The sequence below is a fragment of the Paraburkholderia sp. 22098 genome, assembly GCF_052045935.1.
GTDB lineage: Bacteria > Pseudomonadota > Gammaproteobacteria > Burkholderiales > Burkholderiaceae > Paraburkholderia > Paraburkholderia caledonica.
In genome coordinates this window covers 112,147-125,196 of record NZ_JBQEPV010000016.1, presented here as the reverse complement: position 1 = coordinate 125,196, position 13,050 = coordinate 112,147, and the positions used below count along the sequence as shown (strand labels likewise).

Below are 13,050 nucleotides of genomic sequence, written 5' to 3'. Positions count from 1 at the left end.
CGCGCTCAATATGTCGCGCGGCCGCCTGACAGGTCGAAGGTGAAGCCGGTCGTGAAACTGCATTCGTCGCTTGCGATCCACGCCACCATCGCGGCGATTTCCGGAACGGTCAAAAACCGCCCCATCGGAATACGCGCTTTGCTGGCCTCGATGTGCTCCTCCGTCATCTCCCGGAAAAGATCAGTTTCGGTGATCGCAGGCGCGATGCCATTGACCATGACGCCCGTCCCGGCCAGCTCGCGCGCGATCGATTTCGTCAGACCGATGACACCCGCCTTCGCTGCGGAATAAGCGCAAATGTTCGGATGCCCTTCCTTGCCTACGATCGACGCCACGTTGACGATGCGTCCCGCGCCGCGTGCGCGCATGTGCGGCACGGCGAGGCGGCAGGTGTGGAACACGCTATTCAGATCTACCGCGAGGACGCGGTTCCATGCGTCGACCGGATAGTCTTCGATCGGAACGACCGGTCCGTTAATGCCGGCGTTGTTCACGACTATGTCGACATGACCGAACGACTCGAGCGTGGCGGCGAACGCCGCCTCGACGGCACGCGCGTCTGCAAGATCGACATCCTGGACAAGCGCCGCGAACGAGCCGTCGCCTGATTCGAGCGATGAAACATCGTTATCCCAGCAGGCGATCCGGCAGCCTTCCTCTGCAAGACGCTGTGCGATGCCGCGCCCGATGCCGCGCGCGGCGCCCGTCACGATCGCCGTGCGTGCCTCGAATCTTCGTTGCTTTAGCGGTTGCATTTCCATGTTTGTCTGTTCCTCCATATAACCTGGTTCCCATACTAGAAACGAGATTTCGACTCGTCAACGGTGATGCCGCCGTTCATTCACATACGGGAACAAACCAGGGAATGTCCCGGTTCGCGGCAAAAACCGCTTGACCACGAAGTGTTATGAGTACCACCATAGAAACTAATTTCTATACATAAACATGTAGGAGCAATAGATGGAACAGGCGATGATTGACCGATTGACGATTCGTGAGACGATCGAAAACTGGGCGGTATGGCGAGATGCGGGTGACTGGGAGCGTTTCGCGACGCTCTGGCATCCGGACGGCCGCATGATGGCGACGTGGTTTCAGGGAAGCGGCCGGGAGTTTATTGAAGTGACGAAGGCCGGCTGGGCGAACGGCGTGAGCATTCTGCATTTTCTGGGCGGCACGTCGATCGAAGTGAACGGCTCGCGTGCCGTCGCGCAGACCAAGATGACCATTTCGCAGCGTGGAGAAGTCGAAGGCACGTTATGCGACGTCGTGTGTACCGGCCGCTTCTACGACTTCTTCGAGAAGGTCGACGACCGATGGCTGCTGCTGCTTCGTCAGCCCATCTACGAGAAGGATCGTCTGGATCCGGTCAGGCCGGACGCCCGTCCCGTTCTCGATGCGGCGCTGCTGGCCGAGTTTCCCGCTGGTTACCGGCATCTCGCGTACATGCAGACCCGAATCGGCTACAAGGTCAAACGCGATATGCCGACGCTGACGGGCACGGAAGTCGAAGCGCTCTATGCGCGCGGCCGCCATTATCTGCAAAGCGGAGCACTGTGATGGAGGACGTCCTACCGGTGCGCTTCGATTACCACGCGCTGCCTTCGCGCGTGCTGTTCGGCGCGGGCAGGCGTCGGGAAACGCCTGAAGTGGCGCGGCAACTGGGCTGCGCACGTCCGTTGATCGTCTCCACGCCGGAGCAGAAGGATTTGGCTGGCGCCATCGCGTCGTTGTTCTCCGCTTCGTCGGCTCATATCTTTCCCGAGGCCGCGATGCACACGCCATGGGATGTGACATCGCGTGCACTTGCAGTCGTGCAGGAGAGCGGCGTCGACTCCTTGATAGCCGTGGGCGGCGGCTCGGCGATAGGCCTCGCGAAAGCGCTTGCACTTCGCACCGGCCTGCCGCAAATCGCCCTGCCCACCACCTACGCCGGCTCTGAAGTCACACCGATCATCGGCGAGACGCAGGACGGCCAGAAACGTACACGTCGCACGCTCGACGTGCTGCCGGAAGTCGCGATCTACGATGTCGACCTCACCCTGACGCTGCCCGCGCGCTTGTCGGCGACCAGCGGTCTCAACGCGATAGCTCACGCGGTGGAAGCGCTCTATTCCGTCGACGCCAATCCGGTCACGTCGATCAAGGCTGAACAGGGTATCGCGGCCCTCGCCGCCGCGTTGCCCGAGATTCTCGCCAATCCCGCGAGTCGTGATGCGCGCAGCCGCGCACAATACGGCGCGTGGTTGTGCGGGACCTGCCTCGCCTCTGTCGGCATGGCACTGCATCATAAGGTCTGTCATGTGCTCGGTGGCACCTTTGATCTGCCGCATGCCGACACGCATGCGGTCATGCTTGCGCACGTCGTCGCTTATCAGGCTGGCGCGGTACCGCATGCAATGCGTCGCATTGCACGCGCGCTTGACGCCGATAATGCATGGACTGGACTGCACGCGCTCGCGGCCACGCTGCATGTTCCCCAGTCTCTTGCTGAAATCGGCATGCGGCACGAAGACCTCGGTCGTGCGGCCGAACTGGTGCTGCAGGAGACTTATGCAAACCCGCGCACGCCGGACTATGAGTCGATCAGGGCGATGCTCGAAAGGGCATGGCGCGGCGCAGCACCACAACCCGATTCGCTGTGAGGAGTACGCGATGCGCAACTTCAACGAAGACAACATCACGGCAGCCGTCATCGAGCGTCTTGCGGGAAGCACGAGCAAACGTGTGCACCAGATCAGCGATGCGCTCGTTCGTCATCTGCATGCGTTCGTGAAGGAGATAGAACCTACCGAGGACGAATGGGCCGCTGCGATCCGCTTTCTCACACAGACGGGGCAAATGTGCACCGACACCCGGCAGGAGTTCATTCTGCTATCCGACACCCTCGGTGTATCGATGCTGGTCGACGCGATCAATCATCGCTATCCGGGCGACGCGACGCAAACCACTGTGCTCGGTCCGTTCTATGTCGAGGAAGCCGCTGCGCTTCCGCTCGGCGCTTCTATCGCAGATGGCGAGCCGGGCGAGCCTCTGCTGGTGGAAGGCACCGTACGCGATCTGAACGGAAAGCCGATCGCGGGTGCACTGGTCGAGACGTGGCACGCGGACAGCCACGGCTTCTATGATGTGCAAAGGGCGGCAGGCAAAACGGAGCTGCACATGCGCGCGCGCTTCCTGACCGATGCAGACGGGGCGTTCTGGTATCGCTCGATCGTGCCCGCGGCCTATCCGATTCCGAACGACGGCCCGGTTGGCCGCATGCTCGATGCACAGGGACGCCATCCTTACCGCCCGGCTCACGTGCACTTTCGCGTCAGTGCACCCGGCTTCGAGACGCTCGTTACGCACGTGTTCGTGAGCGGCGACGTCTACCTGGATTCGGACGTCGTGTTCGGCGTGAAGGACGCACTGATCGAGCCGCTGGTGCCGCTCGCACCGGGGCTGAGTCCGGCAGGACATCGCGTCGATGTTCCGGGTGCCCTGCTTGCCTATGATTTCGTGCTACCGCCGCAAAACTGATTTCTATGCGCCACGAGCCATCTTTTAAGTTATGGACGCGTTCCCATGCATGAACTGTCGTTGCATCATCTGACTATCCTTGATGCGCATCCGCTGCAACTCGTCGATGCAGCCGCCGCTGCGGGATTTGAATATTGCGGCTTGCGGCTGGTCGCGCCTACCGCTGCGGATACGATCGTGGACGTCGCGAACAATCCCGCCCTCATCCGCGAGCTACGCGCGCGCCTCGACGCAACCGGCGTCAGGCTGCTGGATATCGAAGCCATCTGGCTGAGTCCGCAGACGAATGTCGAGTCACTATTGCCTGCACTCGAAGCGGGTCATATGCTCGGCGCGCAGCACGTACTCTGCGTCGGAAACGACACCGAACGCGGTCGCCTGCGGGACAACTTCGGCCGTCTTTGCGAAGCGGCAGACGGTTTCGGCCTTTCGGTCGGACTCGAGGCCATCACGTACTGCGCGGTAGGCACGCCCGCCGAGGCACTAGAGGTCGTGCAAGCCAGCGGACAGGCAAACGCGCGGATACTCATTGACGCATTGCAATTCTTCCGCTCGGGCGCGACATGCGAGCGGATCGGTGCAATCGACCCGGCGCTGATCGAATACATCCAGATTTGCGACGGACCGGGCGCCGCACCGCAGTCTCTCGAAGCACGGAGACAGGAAGCGAGGACGTCCCGGCTGCTGCCTGGCGATGGCGAATTACCGCTGCGCGAGTTGCTGTCGAAACTGCGGGCCGATCTTCCCCTCGCCGTCGAGGCGCCGACGCTCGAGCTGCGTGGCCTGCCGTTCGACGAGCAAGCGAGACGCATCCACGCGCATATGCGAACGTTCCTCGCTGGTCCAGTATCCTGGTGCTAGTATGTTTCCATACGTAAACTGGAGCCGGATATGCTGTTGGAAGATGAAACGAATGGAGTGGTGAAGTCGGCGGATCGCGTGCTCGACGTGATCGAGTTGCTCGCGAGATGGGGACGCGAGATGTCCCACACGGAAATCGCAGAAGCGCTGGACATACCGAAGAGTTCGCTGACCAAGCTACTCAAGAATCTTACGGCTCGTGGCTTTGTCGAATTCGTCCCTGTGACCAAGGGTTATCGCCTCGGCGAAGCGCTGATCCGGCTTTCTCAACAGTCCACACATAGCCGCTCGCTCGTCAGTTGCGCGCAGCCGGTGCTGGCAGAGATCACGCAGCAGACGCTGGAGTCGTGCGCGCTCAATCAACTCAAGGGCGATCAGGTGGAAGTCGTTGCGACGGTGACCAGCCCGCAACGGTTGGTATCGCATCTGCGACTCGGCGATCTTGCGCCGCTTTATGCAGTGTCGGGTGGAAAGGTGATTCTCGCGTTTCTTCCGGATCAGATGCGCAGCGAGTACATCAAGACCGTGAAAATGCAAGCCATCACACCCAACACGATCACGGCCAAGAAGGCGCTGCTCGCACAGATTGAAACGATCCGACAGACCGGAGCCGCCTATTCGATGGACGAATACACGCCGGGCATCGTCGGCGTGGGCGTGCCGGTGTTGTCGTCGTCGGGATTTCCGCTCGGATCGCTGAACGTCGCGATTCCGTCGGTGCGTTATTCGGAACGTGTCGGTGCACGAGCCGTCGCTGTTCTCCAGGCCGCCGCGGAACGCGTGCGGCGCGATTACATCGCCGCAAACGAACATACCAGCTAAGTCCGCTGACACATTTTCGGCGGCCGAAGTCCTCGTGGCCGCCACAAAATTGCTTGCGATTCTTTGAACTATTTATCAAGGATAACGAATTTAATGAACGCACGAATTGCAAAGCGGAACGGAGCCGTTCTGCTTCCTCGGGTGGGAGTCGGAGCTGGCAGCCTCGCGAACGCCGCGGGTGAGCAGGCGTTCTTCAATATGATTCATGCAGCGTGGGCGAGCGGTGTTCGATATTTCGATACCTCAGCGGCTTATCTTGGCGGTGAAAGCGAGCAACGCCTTGGTGCGGCGCTGGCAGCGTATCCGCGAGAAGAGCTTTATGTATCGACGAAGCTCGGCAGGTACTTGAGCCAGCCTGGCGCAAGCTCGCTGCCAGGCGGTAGCGACTTCTACCTGGATTACACATACGATACGACGCTCCGATCGGTCGAGCGCAGTCTGTCGCGACTTAAGGTCGATCGTCTTGATGCGGTTTTTATTCACGACCTCGATCCCGGCTTTGCCCAGACAGCGTATCGCGAAGAACTCAAGACGGCCGTCGAAGGTGCGTTTCCGGCGTTGCAGCGCCTCAAGGACGAAAAAGTGGTCGGCGCGATAGGTGTCGCCAGCATGGACTGGCAGGCCTGTCTGGACTTCGCCGAGATGGCCGACGTCGATGTCGTCATGCCCGCCGGAGAATACTCGTTGCTTCGCACGCGCAGCACCGCATTGCTGGAGCACTGCGTCGAGAAAGGCATTGCGTGGATCGCCGCGTCGCCATTCAACTCGGGCATTCTCGCGACCGGTTCCCGCCCAGACGCCTTCTACAACATGCGCCCCGCGACACGGCAAGTCCTATCGCAAACGGAAGGACTCGAATGCATTTGCCGGCGCCACGACGTGCCGCTGGCTACCGCTGCCCTGCTTTTTCCGCTGCGGCATCCGGCTGTAAGCACGATCGTTTTCGGTGCAAAGACTTCGGATGAATTCAACGAGTCATTCGCACGACTCTCTGAAAACCTTCCCGATCAGTTCTGGCATGAGATAGACGCATTCCTGAGCAAGACGAAGGACTGGGAAAAGCACGATTAAGCGCGTGTTGGCGCAAGCAATCACAAAGGCCTTCGCCAGAGAGACATTTGAAGGAGGCTGAAATGACCCGTGGTAGTCAATTAAACATCCAGGAGTGTCTGGACTCCCGGCCTTTCGGTTCGTTTCACTGGAGGATCGTGCTGCTGGGACCGCACCATAGGTGACAACATGCCACTGAATGTATGCGTGATTCAGCGGCTGGTCTTATGCGATGGCGTCCATCAGCCGATACCACGCCACACCCGCCGTGATGTAAAAACGCTGCAGGCCATGAAACGGAATCGATCTGACGGGCGTCACTGCAAACGGGAACGCTGCAGCCGATCCGCTGCACATGCGCTCGGCCAGATGCTTGCCGACCGTCGTGGCCATCGCAATACCGCGTCCGTTGTAGCCAAGCGCGATGCTCAGCCCGGGCGCCGGCTCATGCACGTGCGGCAGAAAATCCGCGGTGATCGCTACACGCCCGGCCCATCGATATTCATAGCCGATCTTCTTCAGTTGCGGATACATCAGTTCGACCGCGCGTTCCAGATGCGCCCAGTCGCCGTTGGCGCTCGGCTCGGAGAACGGTCCCCGTCCGCCCATCAGCAGACGCCCCGCTGCATCGCGCCGGAAGTACAGCAGTAGACGCCGCGAATCCGACGCGACTTCGCCGCCGCGCAGAATGTCATCGCCAATACCGGTCGGCAGCGGCCGCGTCGCAACGATAAAGCTGTTCGCCGCGATCACCGATTGCCGCAAACCCGGCCACAAGGCGCCCGTATAACCGTTGGTGGCGACCACGACCTGCTGCGCTTCGACGCTGGCCCCACCCTGCGTCCCGACGCGCCAGCCGCCCTCATTACGCACCAGGCGGGACACAGCCGTTCGCCCGTGTACAGCGACGCCGAGCGATTGCGCGGCGCGCGCAAGGCCGCGCACATAGCTTAGCGGCTGAATACTTCCCGCGCGATGATCGATCCATCCGCCGATGTAGCTCTTCGTGCCGAGCCGCCGCGACACTTCCGCGCCATCGAGCAGACTGACCTTCGCGCCGCGCGCTTCCCACTGACGCGCGCGCCGCGTCACAGTTTCGAGCATCGCGCGCGATGGCGCCGGTTGAATCCAGCCGCTCCGCACCGCCGAGCATTCGATGCCGTACCTGTCGATCAAATCGAAAACGTTATCCGCGGCGCCGCCGACCACCTCGACGAGACGATTGCCCGCGGTTTCGCCAAAGCGCTGCACGAGTTCGTCAGGATCGTATTTGAGCCCAGGAATCACCTGCCCGCCGTTGCGGCCCGACGCGCCCCAACCCGGCTCGGCGGCGTCGAGCACGCACACCTTCACACCGCGCTCGGCCAGATGCAAAGCCGTCGACAAACCAGTAAAACCCGCGCCGACAATCGCCACATCGAACGACGCCGATTCGCGCAGCGGCGGCGTGTCCGGCGCAGGCTGCGCCGTCGCGGCCCACAACGAGTCGGGCAGCGCCGCTCCTTCTTTCACTTCGATCATGTTCAGTTCGGGTTGGCAGTGGCGTGAGCGTCGCTGGACGAAAGCAGGCGCCGAAGGAATTCCTGTGTGCGCGGATGCTGTGGCTCGGTCAGCACATCGCGCGCAGGCCCGGTCTCGCAGATCGTGCCGCCATGCAGGAAACACACGCGGTCGGCGACCTCGCGCGCAAAGGCCATCTCATGCGTGACGACGACCATCGTCATGCCGTCGCGCGCGAGCGAACGCATCACGTTGAGCACTTCGCCGACGAGTTCGGGATCGAGCGCCGACGTCGGTTCGTCGAACAGCAAGGCCTCGGGCTCCATCGCAAGCGCACGCGCAATCGCGACGCGCTGCTGCTGACCGCCCGACAGCTCCGACGGATACGCATTCATCCGATGCGAGAGCCCGACCTTGTCGAGCAGTTGGCGCGCTTGCTCGCGCGCCTGCGCAACCGGCGTGCGTCGCACGTACACGGGCCCTTCCATCACGTTTTCGAGCGCGGTCCGATGCGCAAACAGATTGAAGCGCTGAAACACCATGCCCACGCGCATGCGCAACTCGTGGATGTTCTTCGCGTTCGCATCGACACGCACGCCGTCGATCGTGATCGAGCCCGCGTCATAGGTCTCGAAGCCGTTGATACAGCGCAGCACCGTCGACTTGCCCGAGCCCGACGGGCCGATCAGGCACACCACTTCGCCCGCCTTCACGCTCAGGCTCACGCCCTTGAGCACTTCCTGGTTGTAAAAGCGCTTGTGTATCGCATTGATCTCGATCATCGGCTTTTCCTCAGCGCGAGTTGCTTGCCCAACTGGTTGACGCCGAACATCAGCGGCAGGCTGAGCGCGAGGTAAAGCAGCGCGACGAGCGTGTAGACCGTCATGTTCTGGAACGTCGACGATGCAATCAGTTGACCGGCACGCGTGATTTCCGCGACGGTGATCGTCGACGCCACCGACGAATCCTTCAGCAGCATCACGAGCGTATTGCCATACGGCGGCAGCGCGATTCTGAACGCCTGCGGCAACACCACGCGTCGCATGATCAACGGGCCACGCATGCCGATTGCGTGCGCTGCTTCGATCTGTCCGTGATCGATCGCTTCGATGCCCGCGCGGAAGTTCTCCGCCTGATACGCCGAGTACGCGATGCCAAGGCCGATCACACCCGCCTGAAACGCGGACAGTTGTATGCCCATGTCGGGCAACACGAAATAGATATAAAACAGCTGGACGATGATGGGCAGTCCGCGGATCAGATTGATCACGGTGCTGCCGAACGTCGATAGCGCACGATTGCGCGACACCTTCATCAGCGCGAGCACGAGGCCGAGAACGGAACTGAGCACGAACGCACAAGCCGTGATCTCGATGGTGATGACCGCGCCTTTCAGCAGGATTGGCAGAAAGTCGATCGCGTTCTGCAAAAACATCGCGCCTCCTGATACGCCTGGCAGATCGCCCGCGCCTTCATGCCGCGCGGACAGGTTATAACGCTGCGATACGGCGTGCCGTTCAGCTCATGTGCCATTTCTGCAGAATCTGCTGCAGCGTGCCGTCGGCCTTCATCTTTCTGATCGCGCTGTTGAGCTGTTCGAGCGTCGCGGTGTCGCCCTTACGCACGATGAAGCACACCTGCCCCTTCACGGCCGACTGATACTCGGGCACGAGCCGAACCTGAGTGTTGGCACCCTGCTGCAGCTGATACGCCACGATCGGCTGATCCGCGAAGCCCGCCTTGATGCGGCCGAGCGCGACGTCGCGCATGATGTCCGCGACGGAATCGTAGGTGCGCACTTCCTTGAAGATGCCCTTCTTGTTGAGCGCATCGACGAACGCGGTGCCGACCTGCGCGCCGACCACCTCGCCCTTGAAGTCGTCCATCGACGTGTAATGGCCCTTGTCGTCCGCCTTCACGACGAGGCCTTCGCCGTATGAATAGACGGTGTCGGAGAAATCGACGATCTGCTGGCGGGCCGGCGTCTTCAGCATCGCGGCCGAAATGATGTCGATCTTCTGCGTGGTCAGCGACGGAATCAGCGCCGAGAACACGCTCTGCTGCACATCGACCTTGAAGCCGGACTCGCGGCCGGCGGCGGAGATGGCGTCGACCATCATTCCCTGGATCGAGTTCGTCTTGACGTCGAGGAACGTGAACGGCACGCCCGTGGCCGTTGCGCCGATCCGGTAGGTCGGTTCGGCGGCATGCGCGGCACCCGACGCAATCGCGAAAGAAGCGGCAAGACCAGCTGAAAACAGGGTGAAGCGTTTGGCGAACGTAACCATGCATATCTCCAGACAGGGCCAGCGTGTCAGCGACGAGCACTGGCGATTTCGTTATGTGACCGCCAAACCATGATAATCGAATCAAAAAAATCGCAAACAGATTTTTGCGTATCGATATTCGATACGCTATGATGAGATATCTCGTTCAACGTTGAGACGGCAATGGACATTTCGCCTGCAGACGACGGTGCCAGGAACGGCCCCGACCTGCTCTTCAACCAGTCGCTGGAAAAGGGTTTGAGCGTGCTGCGCGCGTTCAGCGCGAAGCGCCGCACGATGACGCTGGCTGAAGTCGCGGACGCGGCGTCGATGTCGAAGAGTTCGGCGCAGCGAATGGTCTACACACTCGAAAAGCTCGGCTATATCCGCAAGCATCCGTTGACACGCCGCTATCAGCTCACGCCGCGCGTGATGCAGATTGGCTTCAACTATCTCGCCGCCGATACGCTGATCGATGTCGCGAATCCTTTCCTGTCGGAACTGACCAACAACACGGGCGAGACGACGAACCTGACCGAGCCGGACGACGACGAGATGGTCTACGTGTCGCGTTTCGTGTCGACGAAGTTCGTGCCGATCCATATGCCCATCGGCAGCCGCATTCCCATGTATTGCACAGGCAGCGGGCGCGCGTTTCTGAGCGCATTGCCCGCCGACGAGGCGCTCGCGCGCCTCGAGCAGATGAAGCGGGTGGCGTTCACGCCGAACACCGTGACGGAACTCGCCGCGCTCGGCGAAAGACTCGCCGAGGCTCGTCAGCAAGGCTATGCGACCAACCGCGAGGAGCTGTTCATCGGCGACATGTCGATCGCGGCGCCCGTAGTGGGCAGTCAGGGGCGGCCCGTGGCTGCCGTGCATGTCGTTGCACCAACAAGCAGATGGACGTTTGAGGACGCTCGACAGAAACTCGCACCTGCCGTTATCGACTGCGCAAGAGGGATCAGCAATTCGATACGGACCCTGGAGTAACGGTCGTCGGGACTCGCGATCGCAACAGTCCGGAGAGCGGCTACACAAACTCCTTCGAATAGGTCTCCCGTTCGTTATCCAGTATCTGCACGCCTAGCTGGGTTTGCACGCCCGCCAGCGGCTCGAAGCAGTCTCGCAGCGCAATCAGCATCCGCGCGGACAGGCCAGCTTTTGTCGCTGTATCGCGGCCCGACAATATGATGATCTGCAAGTGGACGAACCCGTGGTCTTCGGCGGATCGTCCGATCAGAAAGCGCTCGCAACGAATAATGCGGCTTTTGATGTCGACCTCGTTGAACAGACCTGAATCGATCAGTGCTTCGTTCAGCCGCAGAAGCGTTCGTTCAGGATTAAACTGACTATCGAGGTTCGAAGAATATTCGAGTCTGACTTGTGGCATGGCAGTTTAAAAAAGATCGACCGTCGGGCCGATAGACAGATTGTTTTGCTTTCAAGGTACGAGCTTGACCGCACGCAGAACAATCACCCCACTCTCTCCGCGGCCGCGCGCACTCGAATCGCCGCGAACGCCAGCGCGATGGAGGTGAGGCAATCGGATACGAACAGGCCCGCGGGCGTCAGGACCGTCATTGCAAACGAGGCGATCGGCGGTCCGCTTACGCCGCCGATCGAAAATAGTATCGTTACCGACGATCAATCGGCATAGCTCGTGAGCAAGCCGACGAGCGCCGTATAGTCGTACGTCGACGGCACGGAACTGGCCTCGCCTGACGTCATCCCGTTCGCCGCCCCGCTTTGGCGCCTGAAGTCCGACACCAGTCCTGATCAGAAGAGATGCCGGAACGACACGAGCACGGCGGTCTGATTGAGACTCGACGACGGCGCGTCCGTGCCGACCAGCACCGCCTGTCCGAGCGGCGCCGCGAAGCTGTCCGTATGCGACGCCCGCTGATACGCGACCTGCATGTAGACGTCGGTACGCTTGGTCAGGTTGTAGTCGATCATTCCGCCAAAGTTACCCCAATGCGGCCGCGACTGGCCCGCGTTGCTCTCGTAATGCGCCATCGTGTACGTGTACATCAGGCCCGCATAGAACGCCGGCGTGAACTGATATTTCGCGTTCACTTCGAAGTTATTGAACCTCAGCGAATTGGCCGCGTTGGCGAGATCGCCGAAGTACTCGCTGCCCGTCGCATTGGTCAGATTCGTGTGCGTATAGACAAACCCAACCGTGGCCGCCGACGTCAACGCGTAGTTGATGCCGCCGCCGTAAATCTGGTTGCGCGTGGCGGTGAAGTTTGTGTCGGCCGCGGAAACCGCGCCGCCGGCATTGGTCGTCGCGTTGCCGTTGACCTGGAGATATGCGCCCGCCACCGTCACGGCGCCGCTCGAGTACTGCCCGGCCAGTCCATAAAGACGATTGTTCGCAAAGCCGCCGGCCGCGTTACTGAACGCGTACATGCCTTCGAACGTGAAGCCCGCATATTTGTTGCTGACGAACTTCACCGCATTGCTCACCCGGATCGAGTTGTCGGTATTGTCGTTATCGTAGACGTGCGAGAGCAGGCTACCGGCCCAGTTGCCGTTGGCGGTAAGCGGCCCGAGCAGATCGACCAGCGGGTCGTATTGGCGGCCGAACGTGACCGTCCCGAGACTGTCCGACTGAACGCCGACATATGCCTGACGGCCGAAAATTCGCCCGCCGTTTCCAAGCGCGCCGGTATTCAGATTGAAGCCGTTCTCGATCTGGAACACCGCCTTCAGGCCGCCGCCGAGATCTTCGGTACCCTTGAGACCCCAGCGGTCGCCGGAATCCTGACCCGATGTTGTTTCGATATTGCTCTTGCCTTTCACGTTGCTCGTGTATTGCAAGCCTTCGTCGATCGCACCGTAGAGCGTCACGGTGCTCTGCGCCGACGCATACGTGGGCACGGCGACGACGCTGGCAGCCGCAAGGGAGAAAAGCACGCTTTTTGTCTTTTGGTTCATTGGTTGATTGCCCCTGTAAGAAGATTGATTCGACTTTCCGGCCTCCTCTTTCGCCCGGAAAGTTGCGAAGACAGTGCAAGACTAAATT

General features: G+C 60.9%; 14 protein-coding genes. 7 read left to right on the top strand and 7 right to left on the bottom strand.

Features of this window, described 5'->3' with window-relative positions:
• Positions 1–5 precede the first annotated feature (5 nt).
• Positions 6–761 (bottom strand): SDR family NAD(P)-dependent oxidoreductase, encoded by a 756-nt coding sequence (locus tag ACTJLB_RS27315; RefSeq protein ID WP_310357534.1) that lies wholly within the window; start codon positions 759–761, stop codon positions 6–8.
• Between the two features lie 199 nt (positions 762–960).
• Here ACTJLB_RS27315 and ACTJLB_RS27310 point away from each other — a divergent pair, with 199 nt between their 5' ends.
• The 6 genes from ACTJLB_RS27310 to ACTJLB_RS27285 all read left to right on the top strand — a co-directional run bounded on the left by ACTJLB_RS27310 (position 961) and on the right by ACTJLB_RS27285 (position 6,276).
• Entirely contained in the window at positions 961–1,560 is a 600-nt protein-coding gene (locus ACTJLB_RS27310; RefSeq protein WP_088176311.1) for a nuclear transport factor 2 family protein, read from the top strand.
• A complete protein-coding gene (locus ACTJLB_RS27305) occupies positions 1,560–2,645 on the top strand; it encodes a maleylacetate reductase (RefSeq protein ID WP_440785158.1) in 1,086 nt (361 codons plus the stop codon). The genes ACTJLB_RS27310 and ACTJLB_RS27305 overlap by 1 nt, the downstream gene beginning before the upstream one ends.
• Before the next feature lie 10 nt (positions 2,646–2,655).
• Complete coding sequence (locus ACTJLB_RS27300; protein WP_440785157.1) at positions 2,656–3,522, top strand: intradiol ring-cleavage dioxygenase; 867 nt, start codon at positions 2,656–2,658, stop codon at positions 3,520–3,522.
• 45 nt (positions 3,523–3,567) lie between these two features.
• Positions 3,568–4,383 (top strand): sugar phosphate isomerase/epimerase family protein, encoded by an 816-nt coding sequence (locus ACTJLB_RS27295; RefSeq protein WP_440785156.1) that lies wholly within the window; start codon positions 3,568–3,570, stop codon positions 4,381–4,383.
• 30 nt (positions 4,384–4,413) lie between these two features.
• Positions 4,414–5,205 (top strand): IclR family transcriptional regulator, encoded by a 792-nt coding sequence (locus ACTJLB_RS27290; RefSeq protein WP_088176307.1) that lies wholly within the window; start codon positions 4,414–4,416, stop codon positions 5,203–5,205.
• 93 nt (positions 5,206–5,298) lie between these two features.
• Positions 5,299–6,276 carry an aldo/keto reductase gene (locus ACTJLB_RS27285; protein WP_440785155.1) on the top strand — a complete coding sequence of 326 codons (978 nt, stop codon included), beginning with the start codon at positions 5,299–5,301 and terminating at the stop codon, positions 6,274–6,276.
• A 204-nt stretch (positions 6,277–6,480) separates the two neighbouring features.
• On the opposite strand, the gene ACTJLB_RS27280 is transcribed toward ACTJLB_RS27285, so the two are convergent.
• From ACTJLB_RS27280 to ACTJLB_RS27265, 4 genes are all read right to left on the bottom strand, one after another.
• Positions 6,481–7,776 carry an NAD(P)/FAD-dependent oxidoreductase gene (locus ACTJLB_RS27280; RefSeq protein WP_440785154.1) on the bottom strand — a complete coding sequence of 432 codons (1,296 nt, stop codon included), beginning with the start codon at positions 7,774–7,776 and terminating at the stop codon, positions 6,481–6,483.
• A 2-nt stretch (positions 7,777–7,778) separates the two neighbouring features.
• Positions 7,779–8,537 carry an amino acid ABC transporter ATP-binding protein gene (locus ACTJLB_RS27275; RefSeq protein WP_088176304.1) on the bottom strand — a complete coding sequence of 253 codons (759 nt, stop codon included), beginning with the start codon at positions 8,535–8,537 and terminating at the stop codon, positions 7,779–7,781.
• Positions 8,534–9,190 carry an amino acid ABC transporter permease gene (locus ACTJLB_RS27270; protein ID WP_088176303.1) on the bottom strand — a complete coding sequence of 219 codons (657 nt, stop codon included), beginning with the start codon at positions 9,188–9,190 and terminating at the stop codon, positions 8,534–8,536. The genes ACTJLB_RS27275 and ACTJLB_RS27270 overlap by 4 nt, the downstream gene beginning before the upstream one ends.
• 82 nt (positions 9,191–9,272) lie before the next feature.
• Positions 9,273–10,043 carry an ABC transporter substrate-binding protein gene (locus ACTJLB_RS27265; RefSeq protein WP_020067606.1) on the bottom strand — a complete coding sequence of 257 codons (771 nt, stop codon included), beginning with the start codon at positions 10,041–10,043 and terminating at the stop codon, positions 9,273–9,275.
• Between the two features lie 162 nt (positions 10,044–10,205).
• Between ACTJLB_RS27265 and ACTJLB_RS27260 the strand changes: the two genes are divergently transcribed.
• Positions 10,206–11,012 (top strand): IclR family transcriptional regulator, encoded by an 807-nt coding sequence (locus tag ACTJLB_RS27260; RefSeq protein ID WP_020067605.1) that lies wholly within the window; start codon positions 10,206–10,208, stop codon positions 11,010–11,012.
• A gap of 40 nt (positions 11,013–11,052) precedes the next feature.
• Here ACTJLB_RS27260 and ACTJLB_RS27255 read toward each other — a convergent pair whose 3' ends face one another.
• Together ACTJLB_RS27255 and ACTJLB_RS27250 are read right to left on the bottom strand one after the other, a co-directional pair.
• Positions 11,053–11,412, bottom strand: coding sequence for a 5-carboxymethyl-2-hydroxymuconate Delta-isomerase (locus ACTJLB_RS27255; protein WP_088176302.1), 360 nt, complete (start codon positions 11,410–11,412; stop codon positions 11,053–11,055).
• Between the two features lie 386 nt (positions 11,413–11,798).
• On the bottom strand, positions 11,799–12,962 hold the full coding sequence (locus ACTJLB_RS27250) for a porin (RefSeq protein ID WP_087750703.1): 1,164 nt from the start codon (positions 12,960–12,962) through the stop codon (positions 11,799–11,801).
• Between the last annotated feature and the right edge of the window lie 88 nt (positions 12,963–13,050).